This is a genomic window from Streptomyces tibetensis, assembly GCF_040647715.1.
GTDB classification, from domain to species: domain Bacteria; phylum Actinomycetota; class Actinomycetes; order Streptomycetales; family Streptomycetaceae; genus Streptomyces; species Streptomyces tibetensis_A.
The window spans coordinates 761731-784007 of sequence record NZ_JBEZCR010000002.1; the positions used below are offsets into that span (position 1 = coordinate 761731).

The 22277-nt window shown below is 72.6% G+C and carries 24 protein-coding genes; 17 read left to right on the forward strand and 7 right to left on the reverse strand.

Annotated elements, in window-relative coordinates; translation table 11 throughout:
* The first annotated feature begins 35 nt into the window (after positions 1 to 35).
* The 8 genes from AB0B29_RS08010 to AB0B29_RS08045 all read left to right on the forward strand — a co-directional run bounded on the left by AB0B29_RS08010 (position 36) and on the right by AB0B29_RS08045 (position 8324).
* Entirely contained in the window at positions 36 to 653 is a 618-nt protein-coding gene (locus AB0B29_RS08010; protein WP_362235414.1) for a Uma2 family endonuclease, read from the forward strand.
* A gap of 93 nt (positions 654 to 746) precedes the next feature.
* Positions 747 to 1607 (forward strand): N-acetyl-1-D-myo-inositol-2-amino-2-deoxy-alpha-D-glucopyranoside deacetylase, encoded by an 861-nt coding sequence (gene mshB, locus AB0B29_RS08015; protein WP_362235416.1) that lies wholly within the window; start codon positions 747 to 749, stop codon positions 1605 to 1607.
* Complete coding sequence (locus AB0B29_RS08020) at positions 1604 to 2014, forward strand: DUF6113 family protein (protein ID WP_362235419.1); 411 nt, start codon at positions 1604 to 1606, stop codon at positions 2012 to 2014. The genes mshB and AB0B29_RS08020 overlap by 4 nt, the downstream gene beginning before the upstream one ends.
* A gap of 155 nt (positions 2015 to 2169) precedes the next feature.
* Positions 2170 to 4752 carry a hypothetical protein gene (locus AB0B29_RS08025; protein ID WP_362235421.1) on the forward strand — a complete coding sequence of 861 codons (2583 nt, stop codon included), beginning with the start codon at positions 2170 to 2172 and terminating at the stop codon, positions 4750 to 4752.
* A gap of 149 nt (positions 4753 to 4901) precedes the next feature.
* Positions 4902 to 5813, forward strand: coding sequence for an ABC transporter ATP-binding protein (locus AB0B29_RS08030; protein ID WP_362235424.1), 912 nt, complete (start codon positions 4902 to 4904; stop codon positions 5811 to 5813).
* A complete protein-coding gene (locus AB0B29_RS08035) occupies positions 5810 to 6550 on the forward strand; it encodes an ABC transporter permease (protein WP_362235427.1) in 741 nt (246 codons plus the stop codon). The genes AB0B29_RS08030 and AB0B29_RS08035 overlap by 4 nt, the downstream gene beginning before the upstream one ends.
* Positions 6547 to 7713, forward strand: a complete 1167-nt coding sequence (locus AB0B29_RS08040) for a sensor histidine kinase (RefSeq protein ID WP_362235429.1) — start codon at positions 6547 to 6549, stop codon at positions 7711 to 7713. The genes AB0B29_RS08035 and AB0B29_RS08040 overlap by 4 nt, the downstream gene beginning before the upstream one ends.
* Positions 7710 to 8324 carry a response regulator transcription factor gene (locus AB0B29_RS08045; protein ID WP_362235431.1) on the forward strand — a complete coding sequence of 205 codons (615 nt, stop codon included), beginning with the start codon at positions 7710 to 7712 and terminating at the stop codon, positions 8322 to 8324. Before AB0B29_RS08040 ends, AB0B29_RS08045 begins: the two co-directional genes overlap by 4 nt.
* Before the next feature lie 91 nt (positions 8325 to 8415).
* Here the strand turns inward: AB0B29_RS08045 and AB0B29_RS08050 are convergent, their stop codons facing one another.
* The gene (locus AB0B29_RS08050; protein ID WP_362235433.1) at positions 8416 to 9267 is read right to left on the reverse strand and encodes a transglutaminase-like domain-containing protein; all 852 of its coding nucleotides are present in this window, start codon (positions 9265 to 9267) and stop codon (positions 8416 to 8418) included.
* Positions 9268 to 9297: 30 nt separating this feature from the next.
* The gene (locus tag AB0B29_RS08055) at positions 9298 to 10314 is read right to left on the reverse strand and encodes a GNAT family N-acetyltransferase (protein ID WP_362235436.1); all 1017 of its coding nucleotides are present in this window, start codon (positions 10312 to 10314) and stop codon (positions 9298 to 9300) included.
* Between the two features lie 140 nt (positions 10315 to 10454).
* Between AB0B29_RS08055 and fdxA the strand changes: the two genes are divergently transcribed.
* Entirely contained in the window at positions 10455 to 10775 is a 321-nt protein-coding gene (gene fdxA, locus AB0B29_RS08060; protein ID WP_003973842.1) for a ferredoxin, read from the forward strand.
* A gap of 120 nt (positions 10776 to 10895) precedes the next feature.
* Complete coding sequence (locus tag AB0B29_RS08065; RefSeq protein ID WP_362235439.1) at positions 10896 to 11987, forward strand: bifunctional succinyldiaminopimelate transaminase/glutamate-prephenate aminotransferase; 1092 nt, start codon at positions 10896 to 10898, stop codon at positions 11985 to 11987.
* Between the two features lie 85 nt (positions 11988 to 12072).
* On the opposite strand, the gene AB0B29_RS08070 is transcribed toward AB0B29_RS08065, so the two are convergent.
* Together AB0B29_RS08070 and AB0B29_RS08075 are read right to left on the reverse strand one after the other, a co-directional pair.
* On the reverse strand, positions 12073 to 12510 hold the full coding sequence (locus AB0B29_RS08070) for an ATP-binding protein (RefSeq protein WP_362235441.1): 438 nt from the start codon (positions 12508 to 12510) through the stop codon (positions 12073 to 12075).
* Positions 12511 to 12853: 343 nt separating this feature from the next.
* Entirely contained in the window at positions 12854 to 13834 is a 981-nt protein-coding gene (locus AB0B29_RS08075) for a heavy metal transporter (protein WP_362235443.1), read from the reverse strand.
* A gap of 85 nt (positions 13835 to 13919) precedes the next feature.
* Here AB0B29_RS08075 and dapE point away from each other — a divergent pair, with 85 nt between their 5' ends.
* Complete coding sequence (gene dapE / locus AB0B29_RS08080) at positions 13920 to 14999, forward strand: succinyl-diaminopimelate desuccinylase (RefSeq protein WP_362235446.1); 1080 nt, start codon at positions 13920 to 13922, stop codon at positions 14997 to 14999.
* Positions 15000 to 15118: 119 nt separating this feature from the next.
* Positions 15119 to 15877, forward strand: coding sequence for a TIGR00730 family Rossman fold protein (locus AB0B29_RS08085; RefSeq protein WP_362235449.1), 759 nt, complete (start codon positions 15119 to 15121; stop codon positions 15875 to 15877).
* An 89-nt stretch (positions 15878 to 15966) separates the two neighbouring features.
* On the opposite strand, the gene folP is transcribed toward AB0B29_RS08085, so the two are convergent.
* Entirely contained in the window at positions 15967 to 16827 is an 861-nt protein-coding gene (gene folP, locus AB0B29_RS08090; protein ID WP_362235452.1) for a dihydropteroate synthase, read from the reverse strand.
* Between the two features lie 144 nt (positions 16828 to 16971).
* Between folP and AB0B29_RS08095 the strand changes: the two genes are divergently transcribed.
* Positions 16972 to 17355: a DivIVA domain-containing protein gene (locus AB0B29_RS08095; protein ID WP_361941863.1), complete on the forward strand. Its 384-nt coding sequence runs from the start codon at positions 16972 to 16974 to the stop codon at positions 17353 to 17355.
* Positions 17352 to 17939 carry a DNA-3-methyladenine glycosylase I gene (locus AB0B29_RS08100; RefSeq protein ID WP_362235455.1) on the forward strand — a complete coding sequence of 196 codons (588 nt, stop codon included), beginning with the start codon at positions 17352 to 17354 and terminating at the stop codon, positions 17937 to 17939. The genes AB0B29_RS08095 and AB0B29_RS08100 overlap by 4 nt, the downstream gene beginning before the upstream one ends.
* Positions 17940 to 18040: 101 nt before the next feature.
* Here AB0B29_RS08100 and AB0B29_RS08105 read toward each other — a convergent pair whose 3' ends face one another.
* Positions 18041 to 18844: an enoyl-CoA hydratase/isomerase family protein gene (locus AB0B29_RS08105; RefSeq protein WP_362235458.1), complete on the reverse strand. Its 804-nt coding sequence runs from the start codon at positions 18842 to 18844 to the stop codon at positions 18041 to 18043.
* Positions 18845 to 19228: 384 nt separating this feature from the next.
* On the opposite strand from AB0B29_RS08105, the gene AB0B29_RS08110 reads away from it, so the two are divergent.
* Positions 19229 to 19396, forward strand: a complete 168-nt coding sequence (locus AB0B29_RS08110; RefSeq protein ID WP_003966491.1) for a DUF3117 domain-containing protein — start codon at positions 19229 to 19231, stop codon at positions 19394 to 19396.
* A 127-nt stretch (positions 19397 to 19523) separates the two neighbouring features.
* Here AB0B29_RS08110 and AB0B29_RS08115 read toward each other — a convergent pair whose 3' ends face one another.
* Positions 19524 to 20222 (reverse strand): O-methyltransferase, encoded by a 699-nt coding sequence (locus AB0B29_RS08115; RefSeq protein ID WP_362235703.1) that lies wholly within the window; start codon positions 20220 to 20222, stop codon positions 19524 to 19526.
* Positions 20223 to 20385: 163 nt separating this feature from the next.
* Here AB0B29_RS08115 and sigE point away from each other — a divergent pair, with 163 nt between their 5' ends.
* Both sigE and AB0B29_RS08125 read left to right on the forward strand, forming a co-directional pair.
* A complete protein-coding gene (sigE, locus tag AB0B29_RS08120) occupies positions 20386 to 21159 on the forward strand; it encodes an RNA polymerase sigma factor SigE (RefSeq protein WP_362235460.1) in 774 nt (257 codons plus the stop codon).
* Complete coding sequence (locus AB0B29_RS08125) at positions 21156 to 22199, forward strand: anti-sigma factor family protein (RefSeq protein WP_362235462.1); 1044 nt, start codon at positions 21156 to 21158, stop codon at positions 22197 to 22199. The genes sigE and AB0B29_RS08125 overlap by 4 nt, the downstream gene beginning before the upstream one ends.
* The last annotated feature ends 78 nt before the right edge of the window (positions 22200 to 22277 follow it).

Sequence of the window (22277 nt, forward strand, 5' to 3'; positions counted from 1 at the left end):
TTGCCCCTGGGCACAGACGACGAGGAGCGAGCGGCATGACCATCGCACCCGGCAACGCGCGGCGGGACGGCTCCCATCTGTACCGGTCCATGAGGGATGTCGTGCAGTCGATGGACGACACCCTTCCCGGGAAATTCGAAGTCACCAAAGAAGGGATCGTGCACGACATGATGTCGCCGGGGGGACCGCACGAGGTGACGGCCGCGCGTGTCAGCCGGCGTCTGGAGAGGGTCATGCCGGACGAGCTGCTGGCCCACAACGGCACACCCGACGTGGAGGACGTGCCCGAGGGCATCATGCGGCACCCGGACGTGATGGTGATCGCCTGGGCCGACCTCGACGTTGAGGGCTCCGTCGACCCTCGTACGGTCGTCGCCGCCATCGAGGTCGTCTCGCGGTCCAACCCGGAGAACGACTGGGTGGGCAAGATGCGCGACTACCCGTTGCTCGGCATTCCGATCTACGCGATCTTCGACCCCCGTACCGGCAGCGGGGCCGTCTTCACCGACATCCACGCCACTCCCAAGGGCCCCCGCTACTCCGTACGCAAGAACTTCGTCTACGGCGAGGACGTCACCATCGGTGAGTGGACCATCCCCACGGCCGGCCTGCCGCGCTACCAGGACGACGGCGCGGAAGAGACCGAGTCGTGAGGGGCGTGCCGGACAGCCGGGCGTGCCGGACAGCCGGGCGTGACGGCCCCGGGGCGTGACGGACACCGGCCCGGCGCCTCGTAGGCTGGTCCCATGACGGAACTGCCCGACAGGCGTCTGCTGCTGGTGCACGCGCACCCGGACGACGAGTCGATCAACAACGGCGCGACCATGGCCAGGTACGCGGCCGAGGGCGCCCACGTCACCCTGGTCACCTGCACCCTCGGTGAACGCGGCGAGGTCATCCCGCCCGGCCTCGCGCACCTTTCGGGCGCCGCCCTGGGCCGGCACCGCCGCAGTGAGCTCACCGCCGCCATGGCCGAGCTCGGCGTCCAGGACTTCCGCCTGCTCGGCGGAGCCGGGCGCTACAGCGACTCCGGGATGATGGGCCTGCCCGACAACGACGACCCCGGCTGCTTCTGGCGGGCCGACGTGGACGAGGCCGCCGCGCACCTCGTCGAGGTGATCCGCGAGGTACGCCCCCAGGTGCTCGTCACCTACGACGACAACGGCGGCTACGGCCACCCGGACCACATCCAGGCCCACCGCGTCGCCATGCGCGCCGTCGAGCTGTCCGCCGACGCCGGCCTGCCGATCCCCAAGGTCTACTGGAACCGGGTCCCCCGGCCGGTTGTGGAGGAGTCCTTCGCACGGCTGAGGCAGGACCTGCCCGGCACGGCCTTCACCAAGACCGCCGACGTCGACGACGTCCCGGGTGTCGTGCCCGAGGAGCGGATCACCACCGTGATCGACGGCACCGCCCACGCCGCCGCCAAGGCCGCCGCGATGCGCGCCCACGCCACCCAGATCACCGTGGACGGGCCGTACTTCGTGCTGTCCAACGAACTCGCCCAGCCGATCCTCGCCACCGAGTACTACGAACTGGTGCGCGGCGGGGCGGGCTCCGGCGAGCGGGAGACGGACCTGTTCGCCGGTCTGGAGGAGGCCTCATGAGCGACCGGACGTCGATGCTGGCCCAGCCGATGCGCCCGCCCACCGCCGGACGGGTCGGCGCCTGCCTCGGCTTCTTCGTGCTCGGCGCCGTGGTCGGCGTCGCCGGGGCCCTGGTGCAGCCCGGGTGGTTCCCGGGCGGGCTGCTGCTCGCCCTCGTCGCAGAGGCCGGAGCCGTCCTGGGCGCGTCATGGGTCGTCCGCGGCCGGGCGGGGGGCGTCGCGGCCGCCGCCGGCTGGATGCTCGCCGTCGTCCTGCTCACCGCGAGCCGTCCCGAGGGCGACTTCCTCTTCGCCGCGGGGAGCGGCTCCTATCTCTTCCTGCTCGGAGGCATCGCCGTGGCTGTGATCTGCGCCACCCTCGCCCCCGGGCGGCAACCGGACGGCGGTCCCGTCCGACTTGCCAAGTGACGTACCACTTCGCCAGGCGTGGCCGTGGGGGTCCGGTGCGGGTTTCCACGGCGGTCATGGGATACGGGCGAGAAGTGGCCAGTATGGTGGTGCGCGCCGCCGAGCTGCCCGCGTGAGGTTGTGTCGGGCGGCGGAGCCAACCGGGAGAACCTGCCTTGAGTCGTGAAACTGACACTCCGTCCTCCGGGCCCAACGGGCGCGGCGGAGCCGCCTACCCGTCGGGTACGCCGCCTTACGGCATTCCGGCGGTCTCCGACGCCGGTGCGGACGCGGGCCGTTCCGCCACGCGGCCGGAGGAACCCAAGACCGAGACCACGCTGACGACCCGGATCCGGATCAACATTCCCGGGTCGCGGCCCATTCCGCCCGTGGTGGTGCGCAAGCCCGTCGCGGAGAAGCAGGGCACGGCCGACACCGACACCCGCGGTGAGGCGCCGTCGACGCCGGGCACCGCCCCGTCCCCGTCACCGGCCGAGCCTTCCGCCGAGCCCGGCAGGCCGGGCGACGACAAGCCGGCCAGCGACTGGTTCGCGCCCCGCAAGTCGGGCGGCGGCAAGGGCGGTCCGGACAGCGGCTCCACCAACGGCGCCGGGATGCCGGGCGGTTCACGTCCGGCACCGGGCGGCCCCGGTGCCGCGGCGCCGGGTTCCGGTGCGTCCGGTGGGACGCGGCCGGGCACCGGGCGGCCCGGCGGTGTGGTCGGCTCCATGGGCGCGCCGGGCGGCTCCCGGTCCGGCGGTACGAACGGTGCCGGGCTTCCGGGCGGCGCGACCGGCGGTCCGGTCGCGCCCGGGCACGGCGGCGGCACCGGCTCCTTCGACGTCACCGAGGCCCTCGCGGCGGGCCCGCTGGGCAACGGCTCGCGTCCCGCCCAGGGCGGCGCCGAACCGCGCCGCGACGACCTGCCGTACTTCGCCGAGAACGGCCGCGACGGGCAGCACGGACACAGCGGGCAGCACGGGCAGGGCGGCTTCGGCGGTCCGGCCGGCGGTCCCGGGGCGCGGGGCCCGGCCGGCCCGACCGGCGGACCGGTCACCGGTGACGGCCCGATGGTGCCGCCGGCCGGCGGACCGGGCGGTCTCGACGCACCCGGCGGACAGGGCGGCCCCGGCGGGTTCGACGCACCGGGCGCTCCCGGCGCTCCCGGCGGCTTCGGCAACGAGCCCGGCGGACCGGGCGGCCGGGGCGGCCCCCACGACTTCAACGCCCCTGGCGGACCCATCACCCAGGGCGGCCCCGGCGCCTCGGGCCCCGGCGGCTTCGGTGACCCGGGCCGGCCCGGTGGCCCCGAGGCGTTCGACGAGCCCGGCGGGCCCGGAGTCCCTGGTGCCTTCACCGAGCCCGGCCGCCCCGGTGGACCCAACGGCCCTGGAGCTCCCGGCGCCTTCAGCAAGCCCGGCCGGCCGGGAGGCCCCGGGGCTCCCGGAGGCCCCGGCGCCACGGGCCGTGGACCCGGAGCGCCCGGCGGCGCCGCGGGCACCGGCCTGCTCGCCGGCGCCCCCGGCGGCACCCCCGCTCCTGGTACCGCGGGCCCCGGCGGTGGCATGAGCGACGACACCGCCATCCTCACCCCGCAGAAGCCGGCCCCCGAGCCGTCGGACGGCCCGGGCTACGGCCCCCGGCACGACAACGTCTCCGGGCACACGGTCACCAGCGGCATTCCCGTCGTACCGTCCGGCGGAGCCTCGCCGTTCGCCCCGGGCGCCCCCGGCGACGGGCCGGTGCCGCACGCCGCTCCGAAGCTGCCCGAGCCGGTCTCGCCACCCCCGGCGAGCTCCTCGAAGGCGCCGAAGAAGAAGGGGCGCAGCAAGCTCGTGCTGCTGGCTGTCGGCGTGGTCGTCCTCGCCGGCGGCGTCTACGGCGCCGGGCTGCTGATGAACCGCACGGACGTGCCCAAGGGCACCACCGTGCTCGGCGTCGACATCGGCGGCACCACCCGCGACGGCGCCGTCAGGAAGCTCGACGAGGCCTTCGACGACCGCGTCGGCACACCGCTGAAGCTGTCGGTGGGCGGCAAGACCGTCGCCCTCGACCCGGACAAGGCGGGCCTGCAGTTCGACATGGACGCCACGGCCGACGCGGCGGCGAAGAGCGACTACAACCCGGTCTCCGTGATCGGCTCGCTCTTCGGAAACCACCGTGTCGTCACGCCGGTCATGCCCGTCGACGAGGAGAAGCTGCACGCCTCCCTGGAGGCGGCGGCGGGCGGCTCCGGCGCTTCGACCGACGGCACGATCGAGTTCAAGGGCGGCAAGGCGGTCCCGGTGTACGGCAAGACCGGCAAGGGCATCGACCTGGCCAAGTCGACGACGGTGGTGGAGGAGGCGTACCGCACCCAGGTGGAGACCGGCACGCCCGGCACGGTGAACCTCCCGACCACCACCCGGCAGCCGACCGTCTCGAACGCCGAGGTCGACCGGGTCCTGAAGGACTTCGCGCAGCCCGCGATGTCGGCCAAGGCCATCGTGCAGACCGACCCCGCGCACAGCATCCCGTTCGGCGCGCTGTCGTTGCCGAAGATCCTGAGCTTCAAGGCCGTCGACGGCAAGCTCGTGGACACGTACAACCTCAAGGCGCTCCAGGAGGCGTACGGTACGACCTTCGACGGCGTGCAGATCGAGGGCGCGAGCGGCAAGCGCGACGTCACGCCGCAGGACGTCGTCACGGCCCTGCGCAAGGCCCTGCGCGGCAAGACGCCCGCGGAGCGCGTCGGAGTCATCGACACCAAGCCGAACTGACCTCCGGCCACCCGCCGTACGCCGTACGAGAGCCCCTGCCGGTGACGGCGGGGGCTCTCGCCGTCACCTCATCGGCATGACACCTGTCATGCGGCTCTCCGGACACCCGGCACTGCCTGCGCCGGCAGCCTCGAAGCCACGATGTCCCTATGACAACGACAGCTTCGGTGGTCGCGTTCGACCAGGTGAGCAAGGCTTACGGCAGCGTCCGGGCCGTGGACGGGCTGACCCTGGACCTCAGGCCGGGGGAGACCGTGGCGCTGCTCGGTCCCAACGGCGCCGGCAAGTCCACCACCCTCGACCTGCTGCTCGGCCTCAAGAACCCCGACAGCGGCGCGGTACGGCTCTTCGGCACCAGTCCCCGGGAGGCCATCGTCGCCGGGCGCGTGGGCGCCATGCTGCAAAGCGGCGGCCTCATGGACGAGGTCACGGTCGCCGAACTCGTGCGGCTCGCCTGCGACCTGCACCCCGAGCCGTACCGGCCCTCCGAGGTCCTGTCCCGGGCGGGCATCGCGCAGATCGCCGACCGCAAGGTCAACAAGCTCTCCGGCGGACAGGCCCAGCGTGTCCGCTTCGCCCTCGCAACCGCCGGCGACAGCGACCTCATCGTCCTGGACGAGCCGACCACCGGCATGGACGTCACCACCCGCCAGGCCTTCTGGGCCACCATGCGCGAGCAGGCCGACCAGGGCCGGACCGTCCTCTTCGCCACCCACTACCTGGAAGAGGCCGACGCCGTCGCCGACCGGGTCCTCGTCCTGCACCGCGGCCGCCTCCTCGCCGACGGCACGGCCGCCGAGATCAAGGCCAAGGCGGGCGCCCGCCGGATCGCCTTCGACGTGCAGGACACCGTCGACGAGGCGGCCCTGCGCGCCCTGCCCTTCCTGACCGGCATCGACATCTCCGGCCGGACCGTGCGCATCCAGTCCTCCGACGCCGACGCCACCGTCCACGCCCTGTACGGCCTCGGCGTCTACCCCCGCAACCTCGAGGTCGCCGGGCTCGGCCTGGAACAGGCCTTCGTCGCCATCACCACCGCCGAGGAGGCGAAGTCGAAGTGAACAGCCTGATCAAGCTGGAGCTCACCCGCGCCCTGCGCAACCGCAAGTTCCTGTTCTTCTCGGTGATCTACCCGTCGGTGCTGTTCCTGATCATCGCGGGCAACGCCGACAGCACCACGAAGGTCCCCGGCAGTGGCCTGACCCTCCCGACCTACATGATGGTCTCCATGGCGTCCTTCGGCGCCCTCACGGCCGTCCTCATGGGCAACAGCGAGCGCATCGCCAAGGAGCGCGAGGGCGGCTGGGTACGGCAACTGCGCCTGACCGCCCTGCCGGGCCGCGGCTACGTCCTCGCCAAGACCGCGAGCGCCGCCGTCGTCAGCCTGCCGTCCATCGTCATCGTCTTCGCCGTCGCCGCGGCGGTGAAGGGCGTACGTCTGGACGCCTGGCAGTGGCTCGCCCTCACCGGCGCGATCTGGGCCGGCAGCCTCGTCTTCGCCGCGCTAGGCGTCGCCCTCGGCTACCTGGCCAGCGGGGACGCGGTCCGCCCGATCACGATGATCACCTACTTCGGCCTGTCCATGCTCGGCGGCCTGTGGATGCCCACCACGACCTTCCCGGGCTGGCTCCAGGACATCGCCAAGTGGCTGCCCACGCACGCGTACGCTGCCCTGGGACAGGCCATCGAGCAGAGCCGGGCCCCGCACGTCCAGGATCTCGCCGTCCTCGTGGTGTCGTTCGTCCTGTTCGCGGGCGGCGCGGCCTGGCTGTACCGGAAGGACACCCTGAAGGCGTGAACGACGTCGGCGTCGGTATCGGGCAGCGCCCGGTCAACCGCAGGCAGCGCGTGGTGAAGTCGATGTGGACCGGCATCTGGCTGGTCTACCTGAGCGCACCCGTCACCGACCTGCTGCACGGCGGCCACAGCACCGGTGTGCGGGTCCTCGGATGGCTGGGCCTGGCCGCCTTCGTCACCTGGTACATGGTGCTGGTCTTCCGCACCGGCCGCGGTGAACGCAACGGCCTGGTGCTCGCCTCGCTCGGGGTCCTCGCGGCCCAGTCCACACTCCTCGCCCTCACCCTGGGCCGCGAGTGGCTGGTGCTGTTCGTGTACGTGTCGATCGCCTCCGGCGCGGCCCTGTCGCTGCGCATGGCCCGCTGGACGATCCCGGGCGCCTGCGCGCTGCTGACCGCCGTGGCGTTCGCCGTGCCGGACGGCCACACCTACCTGGCCGGGCTGCTCATCCCGGCCCTGCTCGGCGGCTTCGCGATGACCGGCGTACGCGAACTCGTCAGGACGACCATCGCCCTGCGCGAGGCCCGCGCGACCGTCGCCCAGCTCGCCGCCAACGAGGAGCGCCTGCGGCTGGCCCGGGACCTGCACGACCTGCTCGGCCACTCGCTCTCCCTGATCACGCTCAAGAGCGAGCTGGCCGGGCGGATGCTGCCCGGGCAGCCCGACAAGGCGGCCCAGCAGGTCGCGGACATCGAGCAGGTCAGCCGCCAGGCCCTCGTCGACGTACGCGAGGCCGTCACCGGCTACCGCCGCCCCCGCCTGCACGCCGAACTCGCCGGTGCCCGGGTCGCCCTGACCGCGGCCGGCGTCAGCGCCGAGCTGCCCGCCGATCCCGACCTCGCCGGTGTGCCCGAGGAGAGCGAGTCGGCCCTCGCCTGGGCGCTGCGCGAGGCCGTCACCAACGTCGTACGGCACAGCGGGGCCCGCCGCTGCACGGTTGAGCTGGTGGGCCGTCAGACCCTCGACGGGCCGGTCCTGGAACTCACCGTCGAGGACGACGGCTCGGGCGGCAAGGGCACCGGCCACGGAAACGGCCTCGCGGGTCTCACCGAGCGCCTCACCAAGGCGGGCGGCTCCCTGGAAGCGGGCCCGTCCAAGCACGGCTTCCGCCTCGTCGCCCGCGTGCCGACGGCCGCAGCGTCGGACGTAGGATCCCGGGCATGAGCCGCACGATCAAGGTCCTGCTCGCCGAGGACCAGTCGATGGTCCGCGAGGCCCTGGCCGCCCTGCTCGGCCTGGAGGAGGACATCGAGGTCGTGGCCCAGGTGGCCCGCGGCGACGAGGTCCTCCGGGCGGCCCGCGACCACGCCGTGGACGTGGCCCTGCTGGACATCGAGATGCCCGGCGCGACGGGCATAGAGGCCGCGGCCCGCCTGCACGCCGAGCTTCCGGCCGTGAAGCTGGTCATCCTCACCACCTTCGGCCGCCCCGGCTACCTGCGCAGCGCGATGGAGTCCGGCGCCGACGCCTTCCTGGTGAAGGACGCCCCGGCCGCCCAGCTCGCCGAGGCCATCCGCAAGGTCCTCACCGGCGAACGCGTCATCGACCCCACCCTCGCGGCAGCGGCCCTGGCGGAGGGCGCCAACCCGCTGACGGGCCGGGAGCGAGAGGTCCTCCGGGCAGCCGCCGACGGCTCCACCAACGCCGAACTGGCCACGACCCTGCACCTCTCCCAGGGCACGGTCCGCAACTACCTCAGCACGGCCATTCAGAAGCTGGCGGTGAGAAACCGGGCGGAGGCGGTCCGGGTAGCCCGCGAAAAGGGCTGGTTGTGAATCGCCCCTTCAGGGGGCGCGGGGAACCGCGCGAAGCAGTCCCACGCACCCGCACACGCAAGACCCCACGAGCCCCTACGGCGAGAAGGCGTCAGTTGAGCATCGCCCTGGCCGCCAAAGCCTCGCCCCGCACGCGCTCCGCCGCGGCCTCGTCCACGGCCTCCACCACCTCCGCGTAGGCCTCCAACTCCAAGGCCCCACCGAGAAACTCCCCCCGCCGCACGAGCAACTGCGCCCGCTCGTACCGCAACCGCGCCGGATGCGACGGCAGCAGCAACGACAACTCCACCGCCCACAACGCCACATCCGACCGCTCGGGCCGGGCCGCGGCCCACGCCCGCACGTTGTTCAGGATCCGCAGCACCACATCCAGCGGATCGGCCGGCCGGAGCATCGACGGATCGATCCCCGCCCCCGTCGCCCCGGCCACCAGCACCTCGGCGTCGGCCCCGCTCAGCACCCGCCCGCCGTCGAACGGATCCGCGAGCACCTGCCCCTCCTCGGGCCCGAACCCGACCACGAAATGCCCCGGCAGGGCCACCCCGTACACCGGCGCCCCCGCGCGCCTGGCGACCTCCATCCACACCACGGACAGCAGGATCGGCAGCCCCCTGCGCCGCACCAGCACCTCGTGCAGCAGCGAGGACTCCAGGCGCTGGTAGTCGCCGGGGGTGCCGTGGAACCCCATCCGGTCGCCCAGCAGCTCCCGCAGGGCGACCGCCCAGGCCCGCGGCCCGGCGGGCCGGTACGGCAGCAGCCCGGCCAGCCGGTCCAGTTCGACCTGTGCGGCGTCCAGACCCGCTTCGTCCAGCTCCCCGTCCGCCTCCGCACCCACCAGCAGGCACAGCGTCGACAGATCGGGCCGTTCCGAACGGGCCTCCTCGGCGAACCGCCGCCGCAGCTCGGCGGAACGCCCGGGGGACGGGGGATACGGGGGACGCATGACTGGCTCGTGCCCTCTCGCGACGATCGATTACCGGCCGGTGCCGCCGGCGTCCGGCGCCCGGTAGTGGTGGTACGCGTGGTGCGCGGCGAAGCCCATGGGCGCGTACAGCGCCCGCGCTCCCGCGTTCTCGGCCTCCACCTGGAGCCACGCGGCCGAGGCGCCCTCGTCGAGCGCCCGGCGGGCCAGCGCGGACATCACGGCCGTGGCGAGCCCCTGCCGCCGCTGCGCCGGATCGACCTCGACGGCGGCGAACCCGGCCCACCGCCCGTCGACGACACACCGCCCGATGGCGGCCGGAGACCCGGCCCCGGCCGCCCCGGGCACGCTCGCGAACCACACGGAGGGCCCACTCCGGAGCACCCGCAACGCCACCTCGCTCACGCCCTTGCGCTGGTACCGGGCCAGCCAGGCCTCATCAGCTTCCCGGGACAGCACGACCACCGCCGGATCACCCCGGTCGGCGACCGGCGCCAGCGGCCCGACCCACAGCTCGGCGGTCACCTCCCGCACCCAGCCCCGCCGCTCCAGCTCGGCGCAGAGCAGCTCCTGTGTGCCCTCGGCGCCGGTCGCGGTCTGGACGTAGGCGGGCAGTCCCCGCTCGCCGTACCACCGCCGCACGGCGCCGAACGCCTCGTCGAGCGGCACGCCCGGCGCGCCCAGCGGCAGCACCGAGTTGGCCCGCCGGGTGAAGCCCGACGCGGCCCGCAGCTCCCACTCGCCGAGCCGTTCGCTCTCCACGGGCCGCCAGGCCCGCGCGGCGACCCGGGCCAGCTCCTCGTAGGAGGCGGCCGGGCCACGGCGACGCGCCGGAGCGGAGGGCACCGTCTTGCCCGCGACCAGCGTGGATTCCGCGATGCGGACGCTTTCGCCGCTCTTCCGTGTGATGAGCAGCACACCGTTGTCCCATGATGTGAGAACACCAACCGTGTCGGTGAACTTCTCACCCGGAGCGTCATGTTCGATCAAGCTCCGTACGGAGACCCGTTTGCCCACGTCAGCAGCGGTGATGCGGACCTCGAGTCGCCCGGCGGCAGAGATTTCCACAGGTCAGTTCACCCCTCCTGTTCGGATCATGCCCAAGAACGGAGATACTAGGGGCGGGCATCGACGACGCCGCGCTCCCGCGCGCCAGGCGGCGGAGCCTGAGGAGGCCCGCCAGCGCCCTATCGAGGAGGAACGACAGCGTGACCTACGTCATCGCGCAGCCTTGTGTCGACGTCAAGGACAAGGCGTGCATCGAGGAGTGCCCGGTCGACTGCATCTACGAGGGCCAGCGGTCCTTGTACATCCACCCGGACGAATGCGTCGACTGTGGTGCCTGTGAGCCGGTCTGCCCGGTCGAGGCGATCTTCTACGAGGACGACACTCCGGAGGAGTGGAAGGACTACTACAAGGCGAACGTCGAGTTCTTCGACGAGCTCGGTTCGCCGGGCGGCGCCAGCAAGCTGGGGCTGATCGAGCGCGACCACCCCTTCGTCGCCGCGCTGCCGCCGCAGAACCAGTAAGAGCGGCCCGCACTCCGTGCCGCCTCGGTCCCGTACGGCCCGATCACCCGCTGATCGCCGTACGGGGCCGAGGCGTTTGCCGTCACCGGCTCGTACGTACCAGAAAGTGAGCCAGAACCCGTGTCCGCAGTCTCAGACCGCTTGCCCACCTTCCCCTGGGACAAGCTGACCCCGTACAAGGCCACGGCAGCCGCCCACCCGGACGGCATCGTCGACCTGTCCGTCGGCACCCCCGTCGACCCGGTGCCCGAGCTGATCCAGAAGGCGCTGGTGGCCGCCGCCGACTCGCCGGGCTACCCGACCGTATGGGGCACGCCCGAGCTGCGCGACGCGATCACCGGCTGGGTGGAGCGCCGCCTCGGTGCCCGGGACGTCACCCACCGCCACGTGCTGCCGATCGTCGGCTCCAAGGAACTCGTCGCCTGGCTCCCGACCCAGCTGGGCCTCGGCCCCGGCGACCGGGTGGCCTTCCCGCGCCTGGCCTACCCGACGTACGAGGTCGGCGCACGGCTGGCGCGCGCCGCGTACGAGGCCTACGACGACCCGACGGAGCTGGACCCCGAGGGCCTGAAGCTGCTCTGGCTGAACTCCCCGTCGAACCCCACCGGCAGGGTCCTGCCCAAGGAGGAGCTGACCCGGATCGTCGCCTGGGCCCGCTCACACGGCGTCCTGCTCGTCTCCGACGAGTGCTACCTGGAGCTGGGCTGGGAGGCCGACCCGGTCTCGGTCCTGCACCCGGACGTCAACGGCGGCTCCCACGACGGCATCGTCGCCGTCCACTCGCTCTCCAAGCGCTCCAACCTCGCGGGCTACCGCGCGGCCTTCCTGGCCGGCGACCCGGCGGTCCTCGGCCCGCTGCTGGAGATCCGCAAGCACGGCGGCATGATGACCTCGGCCCCCACCCAGGCGGCGGTGATCGCGGCCCTCGGCGACGACGACCACGTCCGTGTCCAGCGCGAGCGCTACGCGTCCCGTCGTGAGCTGCTGCGCGAGGCCCTGGTCACCCACGGCTTCCGCATCGAGCACAGCGAGGCCAGCCTCTATCTGTGGGCCACCCGGGGCGAGTCCTGCTGGGACACGGTCGACCACCTCGCCAAGCGGGGCATCCTCGTGGCCCCCGGCGATTTCTACGGCCCGGCCGGCGCGGAGTTCGTCCGCGTGGCGCTGACGGCGACGGACGAGAGGGTGGCGGCGGCGGTACGGCGTCTGTAACCGATGCGGCGCTGAGCGAGCACATGCCTGAGGGGCCCGGGGAAGCTTCCCCGGGCCCCTCAGGCCTCGGTCGCGGGGCTCGGCGTCAGCCGACCGGCAGGCCCTTCGTCGGCAGGGTGCCCGTGGTGGGCACGCCACCCTTGGTCAGGGAGTCCGTCGGCAGACCGCCCCCGGCTGCCCCACCGACGAGCTGCCCGGCGGATCCCGCCGCCGCACCGGCCGCCTTCTGCGCGACGGGCGTGGCCTTCTTGACCGTCTTGCCGCCGAGCTTGCCCGCGGCCGGCACCGCCTTCTTGACGGTCTTGCTGCCGGCGTCACCCGCGGACTTGGAAGCGTCCGTCGCCGCGCTGTCCACGGTCTTGCCGACGTTCGCCCCGTCCAGGGCGGTCAGCCCGCCGAGGTTCGGGTTGGCCGGCAGCTCGGGGGCCGCACTGGCGGAGCCGGCCGCACCGACCCCGGCAGCCGCTCCCGCAGCGACGATCAGCGCGGCACGGGCGATACGGCGGGTCAGGGGGAGGGACATGGTGCTCCTTCAACGGGAGAGAACAGAGGTTCGTGAAGTGTCCGACCGACACCGGGCCTGGACCGACTGGCTGCGACCGCCCCCGGCTCGGACGCAGTGACTACCGCTTGAAACCCGCGAAGGTTGCGGCGCCGGAACGTAAAGAGTTGGTAATGCGTCGCATAATCGGCTGGGGACAAACGGGCGAAAAGACCTCCGCCGGAATGCCCGCCACATCCCTTCCGGCCCTGTGCGCCCAAGGGTTTTCGGGAGTTCCCGGGTAAGAGTGCGAAAACCTGCGCACACCCGCGGTGCGGGTCGCGCGGATAACGCCCAGGGGTGAGTTCCCGTACCCCTGCGCGACCTAGCGCATCGTGACAATACGGACGGCGTCCCCGGGGCGTTCCGCACCCGCGGTGCCCTTCTCCGCGACGGTGCGCCACTGGCTGGCGGTGTTCCCCGCCACCCACTCCCGCCCCGCGTAGGTGACGCGCGCGATGTGCAGCTCGGAGGCGTTGGCCACGGCCCAGTGCGCCAGCTGCCAGCCGGGCAGGCCCGGGCCCCGCCCGGTCGCCGCGGTGGTGCCCGCGGTCACCGGCAGTGTCACCGTCCGCCCGCCGGTCCCGTCCGTGGCGCTCGGGGACGGCGTGGGCGTGCCCCTCGACGCACCCCCCACCTCGGCACCGGCCGGCTCCAGCACATCGCGCCCGAAGTCCCGCACGAGCGCGGCCCGCACCCCGTCCGGGCCCGACGCCCGGGTCGCCGCCGGGCGGCCGTCACAGGTCAGCGTGGCCGCGGACTGCCCGGTCAGGGCCGCGGCCAGCAGCGCGGCGTCCGGCTCGTGCTTGGCGTAGGCCTGCGGGAATCCGCTGCGCTGCACGCGCTGGGCGGCGACGGTGAGCGGCAGCCGCGTGTAGCCGGGCACCTTGACCAGATGGTCGTAGAACTCACCGGCCGCATACGTCGGGTCCATGATCTCCTTCGGCGTTCCCCAGCCCTGCGAGGGCCGCTGCTGGAACAGGCCGAGGGAGTCCCGGTCGCCGTGCTTGATGTTGCGCAGGGCCGACTCCTGCAGCGCCGTCGCCAGCGCGATGGTCACGGCCCGCTCGGGCAGGTCGCGCGCGGTCCCCACGGCGGTGATCGTCGCCGCGTTCACCGCCTGCTCGGGGGTGAACTCGTACGACGCCCCGTCGCCCTTGCCGGAGACGACCTTGCAGCCCGGTCCGCCCGAGCCCCCGGTGACGTACTGCACGACGAGGTAACCGGCGACCGCGAGCAGGGCCACGAAGGCGGCTCCGCATCGGAAGAGGCGGCCACGACGCTTGGGAGAGGACGGCTCTGACACGCCGTACAAGGTACTGGAGAGTACGCAGTGGCATGAGCAGGGTGGGGAGAGTGAGGCCCAAGCCCGGCGCGTTAGGGTCGTCGGCATGGCCGACACCTCGCTTGACCTCACGCTGGACGCCGCGGAGCTCACCGCCCGGCTCGTCGACTTCCGCTCCGAGAGCGGCACCGAGAAGCCCCTCGCCGACGCCGTCGAGACCGCGCTGCGCGCCCTGCCCCACCTGACGGTCGACCGGTACGGCAACAACGTCGTGGCCCGCACGAACCTCGGCCGCTCGGAGCGGGTGATCCTGGCCGGGCACATCGACACCGTTCCGATCGCGGACAACGTCCCCTCCCGGCTCGACGAGGACGGCGTCCTGTGGGGCTGCGGCACCTGCGACATGAAGTCGGGCGTCGCCGTGCAGCTGCGCATCGCGGCCACGGTCCCGTCCCCCAACCGCGACCTGACCTTCGTCTTCTACGACAACGAAGAGGTCGCCGCCGAGCTGAACGGCCTCAAGCACGTCTCCGAGACCCACCCCGAGTGGCTGGAGGGCGACTTCGCGGTGCTCCTGGAGCCGTCGGACGGCCAGGTCGAGGGCGGCTGCCAGGGCACGCTGCGGGTCCTGCTCAAGACCACCGGCGAGCGGGCCCACTCCGCGCGCGGCTGGATGGGCTCCAACGCGATCCACGCCGCCGCCCCGATCCTCGCCCGGCTGGCCTCCTACGAGCCCCGCCGGCCGGTCATCGACGGCCTGGAGTACCGCGAGGGCCTGAACGCCGTCGGCATCAGCGGCGGAGTGGCCGGCAATGTGATTCCCGACGAGTGCGTGGTCACCGTCAACTTCCGCTACGCGCCCGACCGCACGCCCGAGGAGGCCGTCGCGCACGTCCGGGAGGTCTTCGCGGACTGCGGAGTCGCCTCGTTCGAGGTCGTCGACCACAGCGGCGCGGCGATGCCCGGGCTCTCCCACCCGGCGGCCAAGGCGTTCATCGAGGCGGTCGGCGGCACCCCGATGCCGAAGTACGGCTGGACGGACGTCTCCCGCTTCTCGGCGCTCGGCGTTCCCGCGGTCAACTACGGCCCGGGCAACCCCCACTTGGCGCACAAGCGGGACGAGCGCGTGGAGACCGCCAAGATCCTCGCGGGCGAGGAGCGGCTGCGGAACTGGCTGACCGCCTGACCCTTCCGGACGCCCCTCGTGTTTACGGCGCTCCATCGCGGACATGCTCACGTCCCTCGTTCGTAACCCGCGTAGATCTACGCTGAGGTGGAAAGACAGGCACGACGGAGGGAGCGCACATGGCGACCGGCAACCCCGAGGGGAAGAAGCAGCCGCCGGAGGAGAAGCGCCTGGGCCCGGTCCTCCGCAGGCGGGATCAGGTGCAGGCCAGCACGACCGACCAGCGGCTGCTGGACGCGGGCGGCCCCTCCGACTGGGTCCACACCGACCCGTGGCGCGTGCTGCGCATCCAGTCGGAGTTCATCGAGGGCTTCGGCACGCTCGCGGAACTTCCTCCCGCGATCAGCGTGTTCGGCTCGGCCCGGACCCCGGCGGACTCTCCCGAGTACGAGGCCGGCGTCAGACTGGGCCGGGGCCTGGTCGAGGCGGGCTTCGCGGTCATCACGGGCGGCGGCCCGGGCGCGATGGAGGCGGCCAACAAGGGCGCCCTCGAGGCGAAGGGCATCTCCGTCGGCCTCGGCATCGAGCTGCCGTTCGAACAGGGTCTGAACCCGTACGTCGACATCGGCCTGAACTTCCGCTACTTCTTCGTCCGGAAGATGATGTTCGTCAAGTACGCCCAGGGCTTCGTCGTCCTGCCCGGCGGACTCGGAACCCTCGACGAGCTCTTCGAGGCCCTCACCCTGGTCCAGACCCAGAAGGTCACCCAGTTCCCGATCGTCCTCTTCGGCACCGACTACTGGGGCGGCCTGGTGAACTGGCTGCGCGAAACGGTGATCGCCCAGGGCAAGGCGGGGGAGAAGGACCTGCTGCTGTTCCACGTGACGGACGACGTGGACGAGGCGGTGGCGCTGGTGTCGAAGGAGGCGGGCAGGTAGGGCGAGCCGGGCTTCTCGTCCGACCGCTTCGGGCGGCGGGTTGGCACAGGTTCCGGGGGGGCCGGGGGCGGAGCCCCCTGGTACCCGGGCTAGGCCAGCCCCCGCCGGGCAACGGCAGGACCCCGATGCCCCGCGATCGCCGAGACCATCTCCAGCACCTGCCGCGTCTCCGCGACCTCGTGCACCCGGTACACCTGCGCCCCCAGCCACGCCGACACCGCCGTCGTCGCCAGCGTCCCCACGACCCGCTCCTTGACGGGCCGGTCCAGGCTCTCCCCGACGAAGTCCTTGTTGGACAACGACACCAGCACCGGCCACCCCGTGGCGACCATCTCGTCCAGCCGCCGCGTCGCCTCCAGACTGTGCCGGGTGTTCTTCCCGAAGTCGTGCCCCGGATCGATCATGATCGACTCCCGTGGCACCCCCAGCGCGAGCGCCCGCTCGGCCAGGCCGACCGTCACGTCCAGGATGTCCGCCATGACGTCGTCGTACTCGATCCGGTGCGGCCGTGTCCGAGGCTCCGCTCCGCCGGCGTGCGTGCACACCAGCCCCACCCGATGGCGCGCGGCGACCTCCGCCAGCCCCGGATCGACACCGCCCCACGCGTCGTTCAGCAGATCGGCCCCGGCCTCGCACACGGCCTCGCCGACCTCGGCCCGCCAGGTGTCCACGCTGATGATCACGTCCGGGAACCGCCGTCGCACCTCCGCGACGAACCCGACCGTCCGCCGGACCTCCTCCTCGGCCGTGACCTCCTCGCCCGGTCCGGCCTTGACCCCGCCGATGTCGATGATCGCGGCCCCGTCGGCCACCGCCTGCTCCACCCGAGCCAGGGCCGGCTCGTCGCGGAAGGTGGCGCCCTGGTCGTAGAAGGAGTCCGGGGTGCGGTTCACGATCGCCATGATCACCGGCTCGTGTGGTCCGAATTCCCGCTTGCCCAGCCTGAGCATCCCCTGTGACCTTTCCTGGTACGTCCCGTCTTCCGCCGCCTGCGACCCTAACTGTCGGACTCGCATGGCACGATCGGAGCCTGACAACATCCGACCCGGAGGACGCCCACAGCGTCCGATGCATCCGACCGTGGGGGCCCCGCGATGGTTATGTTCCTGTTCCTGGTCGTCGCGCTCGCCGTCGTGGTCGCCGCGGTGACGCTCGCCGTGGTGGGCGGCGGCGAGAACGGCCCCCTGCCCGAGGCCGCCCCCGAACTGCTGCGGGACCCGCTGCCCCCGGACCGGCCGGTGGACCGCGCGGACGTGGAGGGCCTGCGCTTCCCGCTCGCCGCCCGCGGCTACCGCATGGCGGACGTGGACGACGCCCTCAGCCGCCTGGGCGCCGAGCTCGCCGAGCGCGACGCCCGCATCGCCGACCTGGAGTCCGCCCTGGCCGGTGCCCGGTCGTCCGCCGCCCACGGACCGGTGCCCGCTGCCGGGGAGAACCACGTCTCCATGGACAAGCCGAGGCGGGAGGACCGGCCGTGAGCGACGGCACCGCCCTGGCAGGCCCGGACGGCGCACTGCGCTGTCCCTGGGCCCTGTCCGCCCCGGAGTACGTCGCGTACCACGACGAGGAGTGGGGCCGTCCCGTCCACGGCGACGACGCGCTCTTCGAGCGCCTCAGCCTGGAGGCCTTCCAGTCCGGCCTGTCGTGGATCACCATCCTGCGCCGCCGGCCCGGCTTCCGCGCCGCTTTCGCCGACTTCAAGATCGCCTCGGTGGCCGCCTTCACCGAGGAGGACCGCGAGCGCCTCCTGGCCGACGCGGGCATCATCCGCAACCGCGCCAAGATCGACGCGACCCTCGCCAACGCGCGTGCGCTGACCGAATGGTCCCCGGGTGAACTGGACGAACTGATCTGGTCCCACGCCCCCGACCCGGTCGGCCGCCCTGTCCCCAAGACCCTGTCCGACGTCCCGCCGGTCACCCCGGAGTCGACGGCCCTGTCCAAGGCCCTGAAGAAGCGCGGCCTGCGCTTCGTGGGCCCGACGACCGCATACGCGCTCATGCAGGCGTGCGGCCTGGTCGACGATCACCTGGAAACCTGCGTGGCCAGAAGCGCCCCGTAAGGGGCGCGGGGCCGAGTCGATCAGCGGCTCCGCCGCGGAGCGCGACCAGCCCCACGCACCCGCAGACCGCTGACGGCCGCAGACCGCTCGCAGCCCCGAGCTCACCGGCCCAGATACTTCGGCTTCTCCTTGTTGACGAAGGCCTGGACCGCGATCGCGTGATCCTCGGAGGAGCCGGCCCGGGTCTGGAGCTCGTCCTCCTTCTCCAGGGCCTCCTCCAAGGAGTGCGTCAGCCCGTACGCCACCGACTCCTTCAGCGCCGCGTACGCCACCGTCGGCCCCTCGGCCAGCGCCCGCGCCACCTTCTCGGCCTCCGTGCGCAGCTCCGCGGACGGCACCAGCCGGTTGGCGATGCCCAGCTCGTACGCCTCCTGCGCGCCGATGCTCCGCGGGAAGAGCAGCAGATCGGCGGCGCGGCCCGGGCCGATCACCCGCGGCAGCGTCCAGGAGATCCCCGAGTCGGCGGTCAGCGCCACCCCGGCGAACGAGGTGTTGAACGCCGCCGAGTCCGCCACGATCCGGTAGTCCGCGGCGAGGGCGAAGCCGAAGCCCGCCCCGGCCGCCACCCCGTTCACGGCGGCGACGACCGGCTTCGCCGCCCCCGCCAGCGCCCGCACGATCGGGTTGTAGTGCTCCCGGACCGTGCTCATGGTCTGACCCGAGCCGGTCTCCCGGTCCTGCAGCAGCAGCCCGATGTGCTCCTTGAGGTCCTGCCCGACGCAGAACGCCCGGTCCCCGGCGGCCGTCAGCAGCACCGCCCGCACGGCAGCGTCGCCCGCCGCCGACTCGACCGCCTCCCGCAGGGCGACCTTGGCCTCCACGTTCAGCGCGTTCATCGCCTCCGGGCGGTTCAGCGTGATCGTCGCGAGTCCGTCGCTCACCTCGTAGAGCACGGTGTCGGCCATGGCGTATCCCCTCCGGGTCGCGGAACGGGGACGTACCGGCCGGTACGCCCCGGGTCTGCAGGACAGCATGACGGAGATCGCGGGCCGGTAACCGGACCGGACGTGTGACCTGCGTCAAACAATTCTCGTCCGGATTGGTTCGGCTGAAGTGTGTGCGGTGGCGGAGTATCGCAGCCTCATCGCCGAATTGAGTGGTTTTGCTCGCGTGCGTTGCCCAAGCGATGCCGACTGATGTTGGTCATCGGGTCCTGAGATGCGGGATAATGGCTTGGAAGCAATGTGTTCGATGCCGGTGTCGCGTGTCCTGCCACAAGGACCGCACGTGTGCCCTTCTCGGGGCCGTCGGCTTTGACGATGAGCTGGGTTTCAGGAAGGGGAACGAGCATGGCGGCCATGAAGCCGCGAACGGGTGATGGCCCGCTCGAGGTGACCAAGGAGGGGCGGGGCATCGTCATGCGCGTTCCGCTCGAAGGCGGCGGTCGGCTCGTCGTCGAGCTGACCCCTGACGAGGCCGACGCGCTCGGCGACGCCCTCAAGAAGGTCGTCGGCTGACGCGGAAGCGACCATACCCTTTCAGTTGCCCCGGCATCACCTCGGTGCCGGGGCAGCTGTTTTCCCGTGTTTCTCCGCCGGTGACACTCGCCTGCCCCGTCTCCCGCCCGGATAACGTGCGACCCGGCTAGCGTTTCACCGCGCACAGCAGCCCGTCGCCCACCGGCAGCAGTGACGGCACCAGCTCCTGGCTCTCGCGGACCGCGCGCAGCAGCTCCCGCAGCCGCAGCACCTCCGTCGGCTGCGGACCGGAATCCACCGTCCGGCCGTTCGCGAAGGCGCCCTCGAAGACGACCAGCCCACCGGTGCGCAGCAGACGCAGCGATTCGGCGAGGTAGTCCATGACCTCCAGGCGATCACCGTCGCAGAAGACCAGGTCGTACCCCGCGTCCGCGAGGCGGGGCAGCACATCCAGGGCGCGGCCCGGGATGAAGCGAGCCCTGTTGCTGGCGAAGCCCGAGGCGCGGAAGGCCTGACGGGCGAACTGCTGGTGCTCCGGCTCGGGGTCCACGGTCGTCAGGACACCGTCCGGCCGCATACCGTGCAGCAGGTGGATCCCGGAGACACCGCAGCCGGTCCCGATCTCCGCGACGGCCTTCGCGTCGACCGACGCGGCCAGCAACCGCAGCGCGGCGCCCGTGCCGGGCGTCACCGAGCGCAACCCTGCCTCGCGGGCCCGGTCCCGGGCCCAGTGCAGCGTTTCGTCCTCGGCGACATAGGCGTCGGCGAACGCCCAGCTCGTCTGCCGGTTGCCGGTAATGACCCTCTCCTGTCCCCGTGAATGCCTGGGCGTGACTGTATCCGTTGGCCACGGGAACCCGCAGATGGGACCGGTCGTTTAAAGGGATGAGCGAGCGGCGTGGGCCGGGACGGGGGGACGGGCAGTGGATCAGGACGCCGAGCCAGGGCCGACGCAGCAGTACGAGGCGTATCAGCCCAGATCAAATTCTCGTAAAACCACTTATCCGGTCCTAACGGGCGAGGTGGCTATGGTAGGGGCTCCACTGGACACCACCAGAGCTGACAGGGGAGGTGCGGCTGCGCCTGTGGATCGCGGAGGAGTGCTCCGGCGCTTCCTCGGACCGGCAGGCAGGCCGACATCTGTGAACGACACCGCTGCTGACCACAGTCACGCCGCTGACTTCGCCCAGACCGCGACCTTCGCCACCGACGCGGACGGGCAGGCGTGGACTCCGCCCACGTGGGAGGAGATCGTCAGCACGCACAGCGGCCGCGTCTACCGGCTCGCCTACCGTCTGACCGGCAACCAGCACGACGCGGAGGACCTCACGCAGGAGGTCTTCGTCCGCGTCTTCCGCTCCCTGTCGACCTACACGCCGGGCACCTTCGAGGGCTGGCTGCACCGCATCACCACGAACCTCTTCCTGGACATGGTCCGCCGCAAGCAGCGCATCCGCTTCGACGCGCTCGGCGAGGACGCGGCGGAGCGCCTGCCCAGCAAGGAGCCCACGCCGCAGCAGATCTTCAACGACGCGCACTTCGACGCGGACGTCCAGCAGGCCCTCGACACCCTCGCCCCCGAGTTCCGTGCCGCGGTCGTCCTGTGCGACATCGAGGGACTGTCGTACGAGGAGATCGCGGCGACCCTCGGCGTCAAGCTCGGCACGGTCCGCTCCCGGATCCACCGCGGACGCTCCCAGCTGCGCAAGGCTCTCGCGCACCGCTCCCCGGAGGCGCGCGCCGAGCGCCGCTCCTTCGTGCCCCGTGTTCCCGCCTTGGGAGGAGGGGGCGCGAGCGCGTGAGCGGATCTCGACCGAAGGCCTCCGAGGGTCACCTCGCAGAGCAGCATCTGGGAGACCGACTCTCCGCCCTGGTGGACGGAGAGCTCGGTCATGACGCGCGCGAGCGCGTACTGGCGCACGTGGCCACCTGCCCGAAGTGCAAGGCGGAGGTGGACGCCCAGCGCCGGCTGAAGAACGTCTTCGCGGAGGCGGCCCCGCCGCCCCCCTCGGAGAGTTTCCTGGCCCGCCTGCAGGGACTACCCGCGGGCGGCGGCCCGGACGGTGAGATCACGCCGCCGGGCGGAGGGGGCCTGCCCACAGGACTGTCCGGACGGTTCGCTTCGTCCGGGGCCTTCGGCGTGAAGCGCGGCGAGCGGTTCGAGTTCGGGTACGCCCCGTCCCGGTCGCACCTGCCCGTGGTGCCGGCGTCCCCCGGCGGGGCTCCCGGCCTTCCCTCAGACACCGGCGGCCCGCTGCCCGGCCACCGGGGCCTGCCCTCGGAGCGGGGCTTCCGCATCCACGACGTGGGCCGGCACGACGGCGACCGGTCGTCCTCGCGGCTGCGATTCGCGTTCGTGGCGGCCGGTGCCGTGTCCTTGGCGGCGATCGCGCTGGGCGGCGTCACCACCGGCACCCCGGTCGATGCCGAGGCCCGCGGTGGCCAGGGCACGGGGAGCAACGTCACACCGATGCGCACCCAGGGCACCGGTGCCGCGACGACGCCCGAGTCCCAGCGCCGCCGGACGGCGCCGCAGCTCGGGCAGGTGCACGGCGAGAGCCTGCTCGGCCGCGCCCCGGTCGCCCCGACGGAGGTCTCGGCCCCGCTGCTGCCCGGAGTGCCGTCCACCGCCCGGTATCACGCGTTCCACGCGCTGACCGCCCCGGTGGTGGCCGGAGCCGCCGTCATGTCCCCGTTGATACGTCCGCTCGAGGCGGCCACTCCCGCCGCCCTGACCTCATGGTCCGCGGTCCCCGAGATCAGGGCCCCGCTGCTCGCCGTGCCCTTCGCGGACCCGACCTCGCCCCCCTCGTCCCCCTCTTCCTCGCGCACGGCTCACTGACCGGCCTCTGCGCACCGGCCTGCGAACCTGATTGAATCCGGGGGTTGTCGCCCGCGGCCGAGTGTGGCCGGGCGCCGG